The 16,236-nt window shown below is 64.3% G+C and carries 15 protein-coding genes; 12 read left to right on the forward strand and 3 right to left on the reverse strand.

Annotated features, from left to right (window positions below; translation table 11 throughout):
• Window position 1 precedes the first annotated feature (1 nt).
• Window positions 2-757 (reverse strand): SDR family NAD(P)-dependent oxidoreductase, encoded by a 756-nt coding sequence (locus tag IAG25_RS00460; protein ID WP_187603018.1) that lies wholly within the window; start codon window positions 755-757, stop codon window positions 2-4.
• A 124-nt stretch (window positions 758-881) separates the two neighbouring features.
• Here IAG25_RS00460 and IAG25_RS00465 point away from each other — a divergent pair, with 124 nt between their 5' ends.
• The gene (locus IAG25_RS00465; RefSeq protein ID WP_187603019.1) at window positions 882-1,769 is read left to right on the forward strand and encodes a LysR family transcriptional regulator; all 888 of its coding nucleotides are present in this window, start codon (window positions 882-884) and stop codon (window positions 1,767-1,769) included.
• Between the two features lie 12 nt (window positions 1,770-1,781).
• Here IAG25_RS00465 and IAG25_RS00470 read toward each other — a convergent pair whose 3' ends face one another.
• Entirely contained in the window at window positions 1,782-2,216 is a 435-nt protein-coding gene (locus IAG25_RS00470) for a hypothetical protein (RefSeq protein WP_187603020.1), read from the reverse strand.
• Between the two features lie 327 nt (window positions 2,217-2,543).
• Between IAG25_RS00470 and oxlT the strand changes: the two genes are divergently transcribed.
• The 4 genes from oxlT to IAG25_RS00490 all read left to right on the forward strand — a co-directional run bounded on the left by oxlT (window position 2,544) and on the right by IAG25_RS00490 (window position 7,664).
• A complete protein-coding gene (oxlT, locus tag IAG25_RS00475) occupies window positions 2,544-3,896 on the forward strand; it encodes an oxalate/formate MFS antiporter (RefSeq protein ID WP_187603021.1) in 1,353 nt (450 codons plus the stop codon).
• Between the two features lie 205 nt (window positions 3,897-4,101).
• Window positions 4,102-5,844, forward strand: coding sequence for an oxalyl-CoA decarboxylase (gene oxc, locus IAG25_RS00480; protein WP_035504803.1), 1,743 nt, complete (start codon window positions 4,102-4,104; stop codon window positions 5,842-5,844).
• Window positions 5,845-5,873: 29 nt separating this feature from the next.
• The gene (frc, locus tag IAG25_RS00485; RefSeq protein ID WP_035504801.1) at window positions 5,874-7,127 is read left to right on the forward strand and encodes a formyl-CoA transferase; all 1,254 of its coding nucleotides are present in this window, start codon (window positions 5,874-5,876) and stop codon (window positions 7,125-7,127) included.
• Window positions 7,128-7,235: 108 nt separating this feature from the next.
• On the forward strand, window positions 7,236-7,664 hold the full coding sequence (locus IAG25_RS00490) for a PAS domain S-box protein (RefSeq protein ID WP_187603022.1): 429 nt from the start codon (window positions 7,236-7,238) through the stop codon (window positions 7,662-7,664).
• A 34-nt stretch (window positions 7,665-7,698) separates the two neighbouring features.
• Here IAG25_RS00490 and IAG25_RS00495 read toward each other — a convergent pair whose 3' ends face one another.
• Entirely contained in the window at window positions 7,699-7,887 is a 189-nt protein-coding gene (locus IAG25_RS00495) for a hypothetical protein (protein WP_075583909.1), read from the reverse strand.
• A 136-nt stretch (window positions 7,888-8,023) separates the two neighbouring features.
• On the opposite strand from IAG25_RS00495, the gene IAG25_RS41165 reads away from it, so the two are divergent.
• The 7 genes from IAG25_RS41165 to kdpE all read left to right on the forward strand — a co-directional run bounded on the left by IAG25_RS41165 (window position 8,024) and on the right by kdpE (window position 16,235).
• Window positions 8,024-8,131, forward strand: coding sequence for a potassium ABC transporter ATPase (locus tag IAG25_RS41165; RefSeq protein WP_222946335.1), 108 nt, complete (start codon window positions 8,024-8,026; stop codon window positions 8,129-8,131).
• Window positions 8,128-8,223, forward strand: a complete 96-nt coding sequence (gene kdpF / locus IAG25_RS00500; RefSeq protein ID WP_008350504.1) for a K(+)-transporting ATPase subunit F — start codon at window positions 8,128-8,130, stop codon at window positions 8,221-8,223. Before IAG25_RS41165 ends, kdpF begins: the two co-directional genes overlap by 4 nt.
• The gene (gene kdpA, locus IAG25_RS00505) at window positions 8,220-10,004 is read left to right on the forward strand and encodes a potassium-transporting ATPase subunit KdpA (protein ID WP_187603023.1); all 1,785 of its coding nucleotides are present in this window, start codon (window positions 8,220-8,222) and stop codon (window positions 10,002-10,004) included. The genes kdpF and kdpA overlap by 4 nt, the downstream gene beginning before the upstream one ends.
• Window positions 10,005-10,089: 85 nt before the next feature.
• Window positions 10,090-12,147 carry a potassium-transporting ATPase subunit KdpB gene (gene kdpB / locus IAG25_RS00510; protein ID WP_187603688.1) on the forward strand — a complete coding sequence of 686 codons (2,058 nt, stop codon included), beginning with the start codon at window positions 10,090-10,092 and terminating at the stop codon, window positions 12,145-12,147.
• Between the two features lie 5 nt (window positions 12,148-12,152).
• Window positions 12,153-12,728 carry a potassium-transporting ATPase subunit KdpC gene (gene kdpC, locus IAG25_RS00515; protein ID WP_187603689.1) on the forward strand — a complete coding sequence of 192 codons (576 nt, stop codon included), beginning with the start codon at window positions 12,153-12,155 and terminating at the stop codon, window positions 12,726-12,728.
• Between the two features lie 31 nt (window positions 12,729-12,759).
• The gene (locus IAG25_RS00520; protein WP_187603024.1) at window positions 12,760-15,543 is read left to right on the forward strand and encodes a sensor histidine kinase; all 2,784 of its coding nucleotides are present in this window, start codon (window positions 12,760-12,762) and stop codon (window positions 15,541-15,543) included.
• The gene (gene kdpE / locus IAG25_RS00525; protein ID WP_187603025.1) at window positions 15,540-16,235 is read left to right on the forward strand and encodes a two-component system response regulator KdpE; all 696 of its coding nucleotides are present in this window, start codon (window positions 15,540-15,542) and stop codon (window positions 16,233-16,235) included. The genes IAG25_RS00520 and kdpE overlap by 4 nt, the downstream gene beginning before the upstream one ends.
• Window position 16,236: the final 1 nt, after the last annotated feature.

The following is a 16,236-nucleotide window of genomic DNA, read 5'->3' on the forward strand; positions in this document are numbered from 1 at the left end:
ATCAGACCTGGGCCAGCCCGCCGTCGACAAAAAACTCAGCTCCGGCGACGAAGCTGGACTCTTCCGATCCCAGGAACAGCACGACCTTGGCGACCTCGTCCGGATCGCCGACGCGTCCGAGCGGCACGTTCGACGCCATGTAGTCGAGCAGACCCTGCTGCTGCGCCGCATCGGGGCCCGCCAGCTCGACAAGACCCGGCGTCTTCACCGGTCCCGGGCTGACGACATTCACACGAATCCCACGCTCCTTCAGGTCCAGCGTCCAGCTACGCGCGAGACTGCGCACAGCGGCCTTCGACGCGCTGTAGACGCTGAACGCGGCGGTGCCGGTGCTGCCTGCCGTCGAGCCCGTGAGGATCACGGAAGCGCCGTCGCGCAGAAGCGGGATCGCTTTCTGAACGGTGAAGATCACGCCTTTCACGTTGCGCCCGAAGGTGTCTTCGTAATGTTCCTCGGTGATGGCGCCCAGCGGCAGCATGGAACCGCCGCCGGCATTGGCGAACAGCACGTCGATATTCGAATGCTTCTGCTGCACGGCATCGTAGAGCCGGTCGATATCCGCGAGTTTCGACATGTCCGCCCGGATGCCCACGACACGTCCGTGCATCGCTTCGACAGCCGCATCCAGCTCCTTCTGACGACGACCGGTGATGAACACCGATGCGCCTTCCGCGGCGAAGCGCTTCGCGGTCGCAAAGCCGATTCCGCTCGTACCGCCCGTCACGACCACGACCTTGTTTTCGAATTTGCCAGTCATTTTCAACTCTCCGTCTGGTTTGGCGGCGCAGGCTGCGTCGCGTTGAGAGCATCATGCCAATGAGACAATCGGCGCGGTAGACTGTGAAACCGGGTTTGATAGTTCCAAAAATGGGTCAATAGGCATGGCCGACATCAACGATTACGTCCTCTTCGCTGAAGTGGTCGGGCATGGCGGGTTCGCCGCGGCGAGCCGCGCGCTGCGCACGCCAAAATCGACCATCAGCCGCCGGATCGCCGCACTCGAAGTGCGGCTCGGGGTGCGTCTGATCGAGCGCTCGACGCGCCGCTTTCGGGTGACCGAGATCGGGCACGCCTTCCATGAGCGTTGCAGGACGATCATGCTCGACGTGCAGCAGGCCGACTCCGTCATCTCCGAGGCGCTGAGCGAACCTCGCGGGGTCATCCGCTGCAGTTGTCCGCTCGGGCTCATGCCGACACTCTCGAAGGCGTACAGCACGTTCCTCACGCGCTTCCCGAAGGCGCGTCTGCAGGTCATCGCCGTGGATCGCCCGGTCGATCTGATCGAGGAACGTATCGACATCGCCATTCGCGTGCGCGTGCGGCTGGATACGGACGCGTCGCTGATCGTGCGCACGCTGGGGCACTCGAGCCGCATTCTGGTGGCTGCGCCTTCGGTCGCGTCGCTTTGCATGAGCGGGGACATCGCCGCGCTCTCCGCCTTGCCGACGCTCGCCACCACGGATCAGATGGGCGAGATCGAGTGGACCTTCACCGGACCGGACGATGCATCGCATACGATCCGCAGCGAGCCGCGGATGACGTGCGTGGACTATGTCTCACTGCGCGATAGCGCGATGGCGGGACTCGGCGTCGCGTTGCTGCCCGATCACGCGTGCCGGGAGCAACTCGCGAGCGGCGCGCTCGTTCATGTATTTCCGGAATGGAAAACGGAGAGTGGCATCGTCCATCTCGTATTCACCACGCGCCGAGGACTGCCGCCCGTCGTCCGTGCGTTCATCGACCACGTGGCGTCCGTTTTCCAGCTTTGAAGCGCTTGCCGCTCAGTCGTGACGGTGATGCTTGTGGTGCTTGCCGTGATGACCGCGGCTGTAGTCGTCCTCGTACGAGTTCGAGCGCGAGACGTTGCCACCCAGCGCTGCGCCGGCGCCACCGCCCAGCGCCGCGCCCATCAGGCCGCCGCCACGACCGCCCATCGCGTTGCCTGCCGCTGTGCCCGCGCCGCCGCCCAGCGCGCCGCCGACGATCGCGCCCGTGCGCTCGCGCCGGTTCGACGTGACCGCGCCGCCAGCGCCGCCGCCGACCGCACCGCCGAGCACCGCGCCCGTGCTGCCACCGACAGCGCCGCCGAGCGCCGCTCCGGCCACACCGCCGAGCGCGCCGCCGAGCGCATTGTTCATATCGCCAGCCAGGGCCGGCACCGAGGCCGCCGCCGTGAGCGCTGCGACAGCAAGAAGTTTGATGATTCGTTTCGACATTGTTCGGACGTTTGATTTTGAGACGACGCCGAGTATAACCGCAGCGCTGAAAGGCTTTAGTAACGCGATCCGCCCCCGTCGGTAAGAGGTGTAACAAGTTCGCGATTGCTGCCGATGCCGTCGTGCGTCGTCATCCATTCACGATCGTGAATCCATATCGAAATTTTTTATAACTTTCCCCTATCGTTTTTCTGCCGCACGATGGCCTCGTGTATTTCCCCGATCCCCTTTGCATCGGGGCCGCGTGTCTCGCCACCGATGCATCGCGTCGGTTTTCGCAGTACCTCAGGCGCCGAACGAGCGCAATGACACATAACGGAGACAGACATGGCAAGCGCAGATACGGCGGTCGCCGGGCAGTGGCACGGACGTCGTCATAACAGGTGGGTGCAGTTGGTGATCGGCATCGTCTGCATGGGGCTCGTGGCCAATTTCCAGTACGCGTGGACGTTGTTCGTGATTCCGATGGACGCGAAGCATCACTGGGGGCAGGCGGCGATTCAGACCGCGTTCACGATCTTCATTGTCACTGAGACGTGGCTCGTGCCCGTCGAAGGCTGGCTCGTCGACAAGTTCGGACCAAGGCCCGTGGTGATGGGCGGCGCGATCTGCGCGGCGATCGGCTGGATCATCGATGCCCATGCCACCACGCTCATGCATCTGTACATCGCCGCCGTGGTCGCGGGTATCGGCGCGGGCTGCGTGTATGGCACGTGCGTCGGCACGGCGCTCAAGTGGTTCCCGGACAAGCGCGGTCTCGCGGCCGGTCTGACGGCGGCGGGCTTCGGAGCGGGCGCGGCCGTCACCGTGATCCCGATCTCGAACATGATCCAGCACTCCGGCTACGAAAGCGCCTTCATGTTCTTCGGCAGCCTGCAAGGCGCGGTCATTTTCGTGCTCGCGCTGTTGCTCGTGCGGCCGAAACCGCCCGCGAACATCGTGCCGGCCAAACGTGTCGTCGCTACCAAGATCGACTATACGACCGGGCAGATGGTGCGAGCGCCCATCTTCTGGGTGCTGTATGCGATGTTCGTCGCGGTGGCTGCGGGCGGCGTGATCGCCACCGCGCAGTTCGGGCCGATCGCCAAGGAATACGGCTTCGCCAATATGCCGGTGACAATCCTCGGCGCGACGTTGCCGCTGCTCGCGATGACGCTGTCCATCGATAACCTCTGCAACGGCTTCACGCGCCCGCTATGCGGCTTCATCTCGGACAAGATCGGCCGCGAAAACACCATGTTCATCATCTTTCTGGGCGAAGGCGTCGCGCTGCTCGGGTTGATGCAGTTCGGGCAGAGTCCCTACATGTTCATGCTGTTCGCGGCGTTGACGTTCCTGTGCTGGGGCGAAATCTTCTCGATCTTCCCCGCGACCTGCGCCGATACGTTCGGCAGCAAGTACGCCGCCGCCAACGCGGGGACGCTCTACACCGCGAAGGGCACGGCCTCGATGATGGTGCCGCTTGCATCGGTGCTGGCTTCGCTCGGCTCGTGGAACACCGTGTTCATCGCTACGGCGATCACATCGATCGCGGCGGGCATCTGCGCCAAGTTCGTCCTCGCGCCGATGCGCCGGCGCTGGATAGAGAACACGCTCGCGGAGGCTTCGCCGCAGCCGGTCATCGGCATGGCTTTTCAGCCTGACTGGACGGAAGCGCCGAGCAAGTCTTCAACCCGATGACAACGTCCGGCATGCGTGCTTCATAGGGCCGGCGAGGGGCCGCGCGACAGCAATGTCCGCGGCCCTTGAGCCATGCCGCAATGCACCAGAGCGTGCGCCGTATCTCTCCCTCAGTTTTTCGCACAAAACTCAAAATAAAGCTTTGACAAATGCAGTATCTGATATCTAGTATATCAGCACATAACCGGCCCTCAGGAGGAGACAAATGGCAGACGTACTCGAGGCAACAACGCAGGCGCCCGTTGAAACGAAGGCGCCGCAAGTGACCGATGGCTTTCACCTCGTCATCGATGCGCTGAAGCTGAACGACATCGACACGATCTTCGGTCTCGTCGGCATTCCAATCACCGACCTGGCGCGCCTCGCGCAGGCGGAAGGCATGCGCTTCATCGGCTTTCGTCATGAGCAGCACGCGGGCAATGCGGCCGCGATCGCGGGCTACATGACGCAGAAGCCGGGTATCTGCCTGACTGTGTCGGCGCCCGGCTTCCTGAACGGACTGACCGCGCTCGCCAACGCGACCACCAATTGCTTCCCGATGATCCTGATCAGCGGCTCCAGCGAGCGCGAGATCGTCGATCTGCAGCAGGGCGACTACGAAGAGATGGATCAGTTGAACGCGGCGAAGCCCTATGCGAAGGCTGCGTATCGCGTGCTGCATGCGGAGGACATCGGCGTCGGCATCGCGCGTGCGATCCGCGCAGCCGTGTCGGGGCGTCCGGGCGGCGTGTATCTCGATCTGCCCGCCAAGCTGCTCTCGCAGACGATGGACGCGCTCAAGGGCCAGCAATCGCTCATCAAGGTCGTGGACGCTGCACCGCGTCAGTTGCCGTCGCCGGATTCGGTGAAGCGCGCGCTCGACGTCATCAAGGGCGCGAAGCGTCCGCTGATTCTGCTCGGCAAGGGCGCTGCCTACGCGCAGGCCGACGCGCAGATTCGCGAGCTGGTCGAGAAGAGCGGCATTCCGTATCTGCCGATGTCGATGGCGAAGGGCCTGTTGCCCGACACGCATGAGCAGTCGGCGTCGGCGGCGCGTTCGTTCGTGCTGCAGGAAGCGGATTGCGTCGTGCTGATCGGCGCGCGCTTGAACTGGCTGCTTGCGCACGGCAAGGGCAAGACCTGGGGCGCGGCGCCCAAGCAGTTCGTGCAGATCGACATCTCGCCGACCGAAATCGACAGCAACGTCGCGATCGCCGCGCCGGTGATCGGCGACATCGGCTCGTGCGTGTCGGCGCTCGTCGCGGGCATCGGCGCGGGCTTCCCGAAGCCGTCGAGCGAATGGACGGGCGCAATCAACGAGCGCAAGAACAAGAACCTCGAAAAGATGGCGGCGACGCTCGCGAAGAATCCGTCGCCGATGAACTTCCACAGCGCGCTGCGCGCGATCCGCGACGTACTCAAGACGCGCCCCGACATCAACGTCGTGAACGAAGGTGCGAACACGCTCGACTATGCGCGCAGCATCATCGACATGTACGAGCCGCGCAAGCGTTTCGATTCGGGCACGTGGGGAATCATGGGCATCGGCATGGGCTTCTCGATCGGCGCGGCGGTGACGAGCGGCAAGCAGGTCGTGGCGATCGAAGGCGACAGCGCGTTCGGCTTCAGCGGCATGGAACTCGAAACCATCTGCCGATACGACTTGCCGGTCTGCACCATCGTCTTCAACAACAACGGCGTGTATCGCGGCACCGATGTGAATCCTACGGGTGGCAAGGACGTCGCGCCGACCGTGTTCGTGAAGAACGCGCGCTACGACAAGATGATCGAGGCATTCGGCGGGATCGGCTTCAACGCGACGACGCCGGAAGAGTTGACGCACGCACTGGAAGAGGCGATCAGATCGGGCAAGCCGACGCTGATCAACGCAGTGATCGATGAAGCGGCCGGCACGGAGAGCGGACGCCTGACGAATCTGAATCCGCAAAGCGCGGCGATGAAAAAGTAACGACGACAAAGCCACCCAGGAGAACTCAATTGAGCGACAAACCACTCAAAGGCATCAAGATCATCGACTTCACGCACGTGCAAGCCGGTCCCGCATGCACTCAGATGCTGGCCTGGTTCGGTGCGGATGTGATCAAGGTCGAACGTCCCGGGTCGGGCGACGTCACGCGCAACCAGTTGCGCGACATTCCGGACGCCGACGCGCTGTATTTCACGATGCTCAACAGCAACAAGCGCTCGTTGACGCTCGATACGAAAACGGACGAAGGCAAGGAAGTGCTGACCAAGCTGATCCGCGAATCGGACGTGCTGGTCGAGAACTTCGGTCCGGGCGCGCTGGACCGCATGGGCTTCTCGTGGGAAAACATCCACGAACTGAACAAGAAGTTGATCGTGGCATCCGTCAAGGGCTTCAGCGACGGCCACCATTACGACGATCTGAAGGTTTATGAAAACGTCGCGCAATGCGCGGGTGGCGCGGCATCGACGACGGGCTTCTGGGACGGTCCGCCGACCATCAGCGCGGCCGCGCTCGGCGACAGCAACACCGGCATGCATCTGGCGATCGGCATTCTCACGGCGATCATCGGCCGCCAGCAAACGGGCAAGGGGCAGAAAGTCGCCGTGTCGATGCAGGACAGCGTGCTCAACCTGTGCCGCGTGAAGCTGCGCGATCAGCAGCGTCTGGACCGCATCGGCTACCTGGAGGAGTATCCGCAATATCCGCACGGCACGTTCAGCGACGTGGTGCCGCGCGGCGGCAATGCAGGCGGCGGCGGACAGCCGGGCTGGGTGCTCAAGTGCAAGGGCTGGGAAACCGATCCGAACGCGTATATCTACTTCACGATTCAGGGTCACGCGTGGGCGCCGATCTGCCGCGCAATCGGCAAGCCGGAATGGATTCAGGACCCGAACTACATGACGGCCGAAGCGCGCCAGCCGCATATCTTCGATATCTTCAATACGATCGAAGCATGGCTCGCCGACAAGACCAAGTTCGAAGCCGTCGATATCCTGCGCAAGTTCGATATCCCGTGCGCGCCGGTGCTGACGATGAAGGAACTCGCGAACGATGAATCGTTGCGCGCGAGCGGCTCGATCGTCGAAGTGGATCACAAGGTGCGCGGCAAGTACCTCACGGTCGGCAGCCCGATCAAGTTCTCGGATCTGAAGCCGGAAATCACGGGCTCGCCGCTGTTGGGCGAGCACACCGAGGAAGTGTTGCTCGAGCTTGGCTATAGCCCTGAGCAGGTTGCACGCATGCAGGAGATCCGGGCCGTCTGACGCGGTTATATTGGCAGGTGAAGGGTAATCGCTGCCTTCTGCTGTCCGGCTTTTTTGCGGCAGAATGGCAGCGCCCTTCAAAAATACTATATCGATCCGGACGACACCATGACCCCCACCATCGACTACGAACAGCTCGTCAATGCGATCGGCGACGCCGTGATCATTTCGGATGCGAGCGGCGCGATCACGTTATGGAATCCGGCGGCCGAACGCATGTTCGGCTTCACCCAGAGCGAAGCATTGGGACAGTCGCTGGACCTGATCATTCCGGAACGCCTGCGCGGCCGTCACTGGGACGGCTATCACAAGACGATGGCGACCGGCGAGACGCGCTACGGACACGATCTGCTCAAGGTGCCCGCCGTCGATAAGGCCGGACGCACGATGTCGATTGCGTTCACGGTCGCGCTGTTGCAATCGCAAGGCGAAGTGACCGGCATCGTCGCGATCATTCGCGATGAGACGGCGCGCTTTCAGGAAGATCGCGCGTTACGCAAGCGCATCGCGGAGCTGGAGGCAAAAGCCACCGCCTGAAGATCAGTTCGAACCGCTGACCCGCAAACCGCGATCAGCGGCGCCCGCTGCGTCCCCACACGTAGCGCACCCATCTTTGCCATCGGGATTTCGGCGCAACTGATTTATGCGCGGCCTGCGCTTCGCGGTCGCGCTCGACCGATTTCCGCACCTGTTCGTGAATCTCCCGCAATGTCATTCCACCTGGGCCTTTCAGCTGCTCGGGATCGGGATCGTCTGTCATAAAAATCGCCTCGCGAGAATGGCAGTCCACATCTTTACACCATTTTTATACCTTCTCCCGACCTCTTGTTAAGTCGTTTACGTCCGTTTTCGTATTCTCCACCCTGTCCTGAACCGCATAAGGGGAGAACACCAAAATGGACTTCATTTATCTCGCCGGCATCGTCCTGTTCTGGGGACTTTGCGTGGCGCTCACACGCGGCTGCGAGCGACTGAGCCGCCGCGCGACGGGAGGCCGTCCATGAGCGCCTGGATGTTGTGGCTGGCGGCGGCTTCCACGCTGCTGCTCTTCGTGTACCTCGTGTACGCGCTTTTGCGTGCGGAGGATCTCGAATGAACGCCAATACTTTCATGCAGACGGCGATTTTCATCGTCGTTCTGATCGCACTCGCCATTCCGCTCGGCCGCTATATCTCGAACGTGCTCGATGGATCGTCCGTCGTCGTGCGCAGGATCGGGCGTCCGGTCGAGAACGTGCTGTATCGCATCGCCGGCGTCGATCCCGATGCCGAGATGTCGTGGAAGCACTACGCGCTCGCCGTGATGCTCTTCAACGTGCTCGGCGCGCTCGTGCTGTATGCCATCCTGCGCTTGCAAGGCATGCTGCCGGCCAATCCTCAAGGCTTCGCCGCGATGTCGCCGGACGCCGCGTTCAACACCGCCGTCAGCTTCGTGACCAACACGAACTGGCAGGATTACGGCGGCGAGAGCACGCTCGGCTATCTCGCGCAGATGCTCGGCCTCACCGTGCAGAACTTCCTGTCGGCGGCGACCGGCATCGCGGTGGTCATCGCGCTGATCCGCGGCTTCAAGCGCCATTCCGCGCAGACCATCGGCAATTTCTGGGTCGATCTGACGCGCACGACGCTCTACATTCTCGCGCCGCTCGCCGTCGTCTTCGCGCTCGTCTTCGTGAGCCAGGGCGCGATCCAGAACTTCAGGGCATATCAGGACGTATCGACGCTGCAGGTCACGAGCTATCAGACGCAATCGACCGACGCGCAGGGCAAGTCCGTCACGCAAACGCTCAAGGCCGACAAGCAGACTCTGCCGATGGGCCCGGTCGCCTCGCAGGAAGCGATCAAGATGCTCGGCACCAACGGCGGGGGCTTCTTCAACGCCAACTCCGCGCACCCGTACGAGAACCCGACGCCGTTTTCGAACTTCATGCAGATGCTCGCCATGCTGATCATTCCGGCGGCGCTGTGCGTGGTGTTCGGACGCACGGTCGGCGACAGGCGCCAGGGCTATGCCGTGCTCGCGGCGATGACCATTGCGTTCGCCGCCGCATGCTTGTTCGAGATCTCGGCGGAGCAGGCGGGCAATCCGGTCTATGCGTCGCTGCACGTCGATACGCAGGCGTCCGCGTTGCAGGCGGGCGGCAACATGGAAGGCAAGGAAACGCGTCTGGGCATCGCGCAGTCGGGCATCTTCACGGTCGCGACGACCTCGGCTTCCTGCGGCGCGGTCAGCAACACGCACGATTCGCTCACCCCGCTCGGCGGCCTCGTGCCGATGCTCCTGATCCAGCTCGGCGAAGTGATCTTCGGCGGCGTCGGTTCCGGTCTGTACGGCATGCTCGCGTTCGCGTTGCTGGCGGTGTTCGTCGCCGGGCTGATGATCGGCCGCACGCCCGAGTACGTCGGCAAGAAGATCGAATCGTTCGAAATGAAGATGGTGTCCATCGTCATTCTGCTGACGCCGCTGCTGGTGCTCGTGGGCACGTCGGTCGCCGTTCTGAGCGCGGCGGGCACGGCGGGCATCGCGAATCCGGGCGCGCACGGCTTCTCCGAAATCCTCTATGCGTTCAGCTCGGCCGCCAACAACAACGGCAGCGCGTTCGGAGGTCTTTCGGTGAACACGCCCTTCTATAACTCGATGCTCGGCATCGCGATGTGGTTCGGCCGCTTCGGCTCGCTCATCCCGATTCTCGCGATCGCCGGTTCGCTCGCCGCGAAGAAGCGTCTTGCCGTGACGGCGGGCACCTTGCCGACGCACGGTCCGCTTTTCGTGGTCCTTCTGCTCGGCACGCTGCTGCTCGTCGGCGCGCTCACCTACGTGCCCGCGCTCGCGCTCGGACCCATCGTCGAGCACATCACCATGATCGCAGGCCATTGAAGTCGAGGACAGCATGACTCAAATGAATCAACCGCCGATGCACCGCCCCGAGAATCTGGGGCAGGCACGCACGGCCGTACGTTCGATGTTCGACCCGGCGCTGGTCAAGCCGGCGATCGTCGATTCGTTCAAAAAGCTCGCGCCGCGCACGCAGTTGCGCAACCCGGTGATGTTCTGCGTCTATGTCGGCAGCATTCTGACGACGGTGCTCTTCTTCGCCGCGCTTGCAGGCCAGGCCGAAGCGCCCGCGGGCTTTATCCTCGCGATCGCGCTGTGGCTGTGGTTCACGGTGCTCTTCGCGAACTTCGCGGAAGCGCTCGCGGAAGGGCGCTCGAAGGCGCAGGCCGCATCGCTGCGCCAGGCGAAGCACAACGTGATGGCGAAGAAGCTCAACGAGCCGCATCCGAAGTCGCCGATCCGCATCACGACATCCACCGATCTGCGCAAAGGCGACGTGGTGCTCGTCGAAGCGGGCGATGTGATTCCCGCCGACGGCGACGTGATCGAAGGCGTCGCGTCCGTGGACGAATCCGCGATCACGGGCGAATCCGCGCCGGTGATCCGCGAGTCGGGCGGCGACTTTTCATCGGTGACGGGCGGCACGCGCGTGCTGTCGGACTGGATCGTCGTGCGCGTGGGCGTGAATCCCGGCGAGGCCTTTCTCGACCGCATGATCGCGATGGTCGAGGGCGCCAAGCGCCAGAAGACGCCGAACGAAATCGCGCTGACGATCCTGCTCGTCGCGCTGACGCTCGTGCTGCTCTTCGCCACGGCCACGCTGCTGCCGTTCTCGATGTTCTCCGTGGAAGCGGCGAAGCAGGGCCATGTCGTGACGATCACCGCGCTCGTCGCGCTGCTCGTGTGCCTGATTCCGACGACCATCGGCGGCCTGCTTTCGGCCATCGGCGTCGCGGGCATGAGCCGCATGATGCAGGCGAACGTGATCGCCACGTCGGGCCGCGCGGTCGAAGCGGCGGGCGACGTCGACGTGCTGCTGCTCGACAAGACCGGCACGATCACGCTCGGCAATCGTCAGGCGTCGATGTTCGTCGCGGCGCCGGGCATCGCCGAACGCGATCTCGCCGATGCCGCGCAACTCGCATCGCTCGCCGATGAAACGCCGGAAGGGCGCAGCATCGTCGTGCTGGCGAAGCAGCGCTTCAATATCCGCGAGCGCGACATGGCGACACTGCACGCGACGTTCCTCGCGTTCACGGCGCAGACGCGCATGAGCGGCGTCGATCTTCCCGGCCGCGAGATTCGCAAGGGCGCGGCCGACGCGGTGAGGAAGTACGTCGAGGAGCGCGGCGGGCGCTTTCCGCAGGAAGTGCAGAACGCTGTCGATGACATCGCGCGGCGCGGCAGCACGCCGCTCGTCGTGGCGGAGCGCGTGAACGAAACGGCGCGCGCGCTCGGCGTTATCGAGCTGAAGGACATCGTGAAGGGCGGCATCAAGGAGCGCTTCGCGGAACTGCGCAAGATGGGCATCAAGACGGTGATGGTCACCGGCGACAACCGCCTCACGGCCGCGGCGATCGCGGCGGAAGCGGGCGTCGACGACTTCCTGGCCGAAGCGACGCCCGAAGCGAAGCTCTCGACGATCCGCGCGCATCAGGCCGAGGGACGTCTGGTCGCGATGACCGGCGACGGCACCAACGACGCCCCCGCGCTCGCGCAGGCCGACGTCGCGGTGGCGATGAATACCGGCACGCAGGCCGCGAAGGAAGCGGGCAACATGGTCGATCTGGACTCGAACCCGACCAAGCTGATCGAGATCGTCGAGATCGGCAAGCAGATGCTGATGACGCGCGGCTCGCTCACGACGTTCTCGATTGCCAACGACGTCGCCAAGTACTTCGCGATCATCCCGGCGGCGTTCGCGACGACCTATCCGCAACTTCGGGTGCTGGACGTGATGCATCTGGCGTCGCCTTCGTCGGCTATCTTGTCGGCGGTGATTTTCAACGCGCTGATCATCGTGTTCCTGATTCCGCTCGCGCTCAAGGGCGTGAAGTATCGCGCGCTGGGCGCCGCCTCGCTCCTGCGCCGCAACCTGCTGATCTACGGCCTCGGCGGCATCATCCTGCCGTTCCCGTTCATCAAGCTCATCGACATGGTCATTACCGCACTTGGCTGGAGTTAAACATGATGAAGACAATTTTGCGTCCGGCGATCGTGTTGTTCGTCGCGCTGACGGTGCTCACGGGACTGGTTTATCCTGCTGTCGTCACCGCGATCGGGCAGGCGGCGTTCCCGCATCAGGCGAACGGCAGTCTGATCGAGCGCGACGGCAAGACGGTCGGCTCGGAGATCATCGGACAGCAGTTCGATGCGCCGCAGTACTTCTGGGGACGTCTGTCGGCGACGACGCCGAATCCGTACAACGCGGGCAGTTCGAGCGGCTCGAATCTCGGGCCGACCAACCCCGCGCTCGCCGATGAGATCAAGGGGCGCATCGACGCGCTCCACGCCGCCGATCCGGACAACCGGGCGCCGTTGCCCGTCGATCTCGTGACGTCCTCCGGCAGCGGCCTCGATCCGGAGATCAGTCCGGCGGCGGCGGCTTATCAGGTCGCGCGTGTGGCGAAGGCGCGCGGGATGACGTCCGCGCAGGTCGAGGCGCTCGTCGGAGAGGCCACGAGCGCGCGCCAGTTCGGCGTGCTCGGCGAGCCGCGCGTGAACGTGCTGAAGCTCAATCTGGCGCTGGATGCGGCGCGCGGCTGATACAGTGCGCCCTTGAAAAGAGACGATGACGATGACGCGGCCCGATCCCGACGAACTGCTCGACAAGCTTCAGCGAGAAGAGGAGAAGCGCCAGCGCGGGCGGCTGAAGGTGTTCTTCGGCGCCTCCGCGGGCGTCGGCAAGACCTTCGCGATGCTGCAGGCCGCGCGCCGTCGCCTCGACGAAGGCGCGGATGTGGTCGTCGGCGTCGTCGAAACGCATGGCCGCAAGGAGACGCTCGCGCTGCTCGACGGGCTCGACACGCTGCCCGTGGCGCGCATCGAATATCGCGGACGCCTGCTCGCGGAGTTCGATCTCGATGCCGCGCTCGCGCGCAAGCCGGAGCTGATTCTCGTCGACGAGCTCGCGCATTCGAACGTGCAGGGCTCGCGCCACATGAAGCGCTGGCAGGACGTTCAGGAACTGCTCGATGCGGGCATCGACGTCTACACGACCGTCAACGTCCAGCATCTCGAAAGCCTGAACGACATCGTCGGGCGCATCACCGGCATTCGCGTCTGGGAGACGGTGCCGGATCGCGTGTTCGATCTCGCCGATGAAGTCACGCTCGTCGATCTTCCGCCGGAGGAACTGCTCGACCGCCTGCGCGACGGAAAGGTCTATCTGCCGACGCAAGCCGAGCACGCGGTGCGCAATTTCTTCCGCAAGGGCAACCTGATCGCGTTGCGCGAACTCGCGCTGCGGCGCACCGCCGACCGCGTCGATGCGCAGATGCGCGAGTACCGCGCCGATCAGTCGATCGAGCGCATCTGGCGGGCGCGCGAGCGCCTGATCGCGTGCGTCGGTCCCGGTCCGGAAAGCGCGGCGCTCGTGCGCGCGGCCGCGCGGCTCGCGGCGGCGCTCAAGGCCGACTGGCTCGCCGTCTATGTGGAGACGCCGAAGCTGCAGCGGCTCTCCGATGAACAGCGGCGGCGCACGCTCGATGCGCTCAAGCTCGCGTCCGAGCTCGGCGCGGAAACCGTCACGCTCGACGGCGCCGACGCAGCCGCGACGCTCATCGACTATGCGCGCATGCGCAATGTGTCGAAGCTGGTGGCGAGCGCATCGATGACGCAAGGCTGGCGGCGCTACTTCGCGCGGCCGGTGAGCGAGCGCATCATCCGGCAGGCCGCGGATATCGACGTGACGCTCGTGTCCACCGGCACGCGCGAAGGTCCGCAACGCCCGCCGCTCACGTTCAGCGCGCTGCGGGACGGCACGCATTCCCCGCCGCGCGCCTACGCCTTCGCACTCGCGATCGGCGCAGGGATCACGCTCGTTGCGAGTGCGCTCGCCGCGCAGCGGTTCGCGGTGACCAATCTCGTGATGCTCTATCTGCTCGGCGTGATTTTCACCGCCGTGCGCCTCGGCCGCGGACCGGGCGTGATGCTCTCGTTCCTGTCGGTCGCCGCGTTCGATTTCTTTTTCGTCGCGCCGGTCATGTCGTTCTCGGTCGGCGATACGCAATACCTTCTGACGTTCGCGGTCATGCTGCTGACTTCGCTCACGATCAGCCATCTGACGTCGAGCCTGCGGCGCGAGGCGCGCATCGCCTCGCAACGCGAGCGGCGCACCGGCGCCATGTACGCGATGACCAAGGAACTCGCCGCCGCGCTGATGACCGAGCAGATCATCGAGATCGGCACGCGGCACATCGCGGAAGTATTCCAGGCGCGCGCGGCCATTCTTCTGCCCGACAGCGCGGAGAAGGTGCAGCAGAAGGTGGCGGAGGCGAGCCCGGAGACGACGATCGACAAATCGGCGCTGGACCTCGATATCGCGCAGTGGGTCTACGACCAGCAGAAGCCCGCGGGACTCAGCACCGACACCTTGCCTGCCGCGCAGGCGCTGTATCTGCCGCTCAAGGCGCCGATGCGCACGCGCGGCGTCCTGGCCTTCGCGCCGCAGCGCATCGCTGATCTCGCCATCCCCGAGCAGCACCGGATGATCGAGACCTTCGCGGCGCAGATCGCGCTCGCCATCGAGCGCGTCCACTATGTCGAAATCGCGCAGGACGCGCTCGTCAACATGGAATCGGAGCGCATGCGCAATGCGCTTCTGTCCGCCATCTCACACGATCTGCGCACGCCGCTCACGTCGATCGTCGGCTTCGCTTCGATTCTCGAAGAACAGGTCGATGCCGCCGAGCCAGGCGTCGGCCGCGCTCAGGAACTCGTCCATGCGATTCACGAGGAAGCGCTGCGCATGAGCGGTCTCGTCACCAATCTCCTCGATATGGCGCGGCTGCAAGCGGGCGCGATCCGGCTGAACCGGCAATGGTCGATGCTGGAGGAAACCGTAGGCGCCGCGCTCGCGGGACTCAAGCGGACGCTCGCGGGCCGCCGCGTGCAGACCCGCATTCCGCCCGACTTGCCGCTCTTGCAACTCGACGCCGTGCTGATGGACCGGCTCTTCGCCAATCTTCTGGAGAACGTCGCGAAGTACACGCCCAAAGGCACCGAGATCGAGATATCCGCGCGCGAGGAACAGCTATCGGGACAGCGATGCGTGCGCGTTTGCATCGACGATCGCGGGCCGGGCATTCCGCCCGGCATCGAGACGCGTCTTTTCGAAAAGTTCACGCGCGGACAGAAGGAGTCCGCGCAGTCCGGCGTGGGGCTGGGCCTCGCGATTTGCCGCGCGATCGTCGAAGCGCATGGCGGGCAGATCGGCGTCGAGAATCGTATCGAGGATGGCCGTGTCGCGGGATCGCGATTCTGGTTCACGCTGCCCGCGGACGGCACGCCGCCGACGCTAGACGTACCGGTGGACGAGCAGCCCGCGCTTGACCACGGAACCGGCGAGACGAGACCATGAGCGAAACCGGGCACACGGTGCTGATAATCGAAGACGATCCGCAGATCAGACGCTTCGTGCGATCGACGCTGGAGTCGCATGAACTGGCGGTCGTCGAGGCGGAGACGGGCAAGGCGGGATTGCGCGAGGTCGCCACGAGGCAACCCGATATCGTCGTGATCGATCTCGGCCTGCCCGATACCGACGGCATCGACGTGATCCGCGAGTTGCGCGGCTGGACGCAGGTGCCGGTGATCGTGCTCTCGGCACGCACGAGCGAAGCCGTGAAGGTCGAAGCCCTCGACGCCGGCGCGGACGACTATCTCACGAAGCCTTTCGGCGTGTCCGAGCTGCTTGCACGCGTTCGCGCGCATTTGCGCCGCAGCATACGTGCGCTGGAGGAAGCGCCCGCGGTATCGTTCGGCGAGGTTGCCGTGGACCTCGCGAAGCGGGAAGTGACGCGCGCAGGCCGGCCGGTTCGCCTTACGCCCACGGAGTATCGCTTACTCACGGTTCTGATGCGGCATGCCGGGCGCGTGCTCACGCATCGGCAGTTGCTGCGCGATGTGTGGGGACCGGAGCAGGTCGACAATGCGCACTACCTGCGCGTTTATATGGGACATCTTCGCCAGAAGCTGGAGAAGGATCCGGCGCAGCCCGAGCACATTCTTACGGAGACGGCCGTGGGCTACAGGCTCGTCGGCATCAGATAGC

It is taken from the genome of Caballeronia sp. EK, from assembly GCF_014384845.1.
GTDB classification, from domain to species: Bacteria; Pseudomonadota; Gammaproteobacteria; order Burkholderiales; family Burkholderiaceae; genus Caballeronia; species Caballeronia jiangsuensis.

Coding starts and splice junctions, on each gene's coding strand:
- IAG25_RS00460 (WP_187603018.1), bottom strand. CDS start 757: ATGACTGGCAAATTCGAAAACAAGGTCGTGGTCGTGACGGGCGGTACG.
- IAG25_RS00465 (WP_187603019.1), top strand. CDS start 882: ATGGCCGACATCAACGATTACGTCCTCTTCGCTGAAGTGGTCGGGCAT.
- IAG25_RS00470 (WP_187603020.1), bottom strand. CDS start 2,216: ATGTCGAAACGAATCATCAAACTTCTTGCTGTCGCAGCGCTCACGGCG.
- oxlT (WP_187603021.1), top strand. CDS start 2,544: ATGGCAAGCGCAGATACGGCGGTCGCCGGGCAGTGGCACGGACGTCGT.
- oxc (WP_035504803.1), top strand. CDS start 4,102: ATGGCAGACGTACTCGAGGCAACAACGCAGGCGCCCGTTGAAACGAAG.
- IAG25_RS00490 (WP_187603022.1), top strand. CDS start 7,236: ATGACCCCCACCATCGACTACGAACAGCTCGTCAATGCGATCGGCGAC.
- IAG25_RS00495 (WP_075583909.1), bottom strand. CDS start 7,887: ATGACAGACGATCCCGATCCCGAGCAGCTGAAAGGCCCAGGTGGAATG.
- IAG25_RS41165 (WP_222946335.1), top strand. CDS start 8,024: ATGGACTTCATTTATCTCGCCGGCATCGTCCTGTTCTGGGGACTTTGC.
- kdpF (WP_008350504.1), top strand. CDS start 8,128: ATGAGCGCCTGGATGTTGTGGCTGGCGGCGGCTTCCACGCTGCTGCTC.
- kdpA (WP_187603023.1), top strand. CDS start 8,220: ATGAACGCCAATACTTTCATGCAGACGGCGATTTTCATCGTCGTTCTG.
- kdpB (WP_187603688.1), top strand. CDS start 10,090: ATGTTCGACCCGGCGCTGGTCAAGCCGGCGATCGTCGATTCGTTCAAA.
- kdpC (WP_187603689.1), top strand. CDS start 12,153: ATGAAGACAATTTTGCGTCCGGCGATCGTGTTGTTCGTCGCGCTGACG.
- IAG25_RS00520 (WP_187603024.1), top strand. CDS start 12,760: ATGACGCGGCCCGATCCCGACGAACTGCTCGACAAGCTTCAGCGAGAA.
- kdpE (WP_187603025.1), top strand. CDS start 15,540: ATGAGCGAAACCGGGCACACGGTGCTGATAATCGAAGACGATCCGCAG.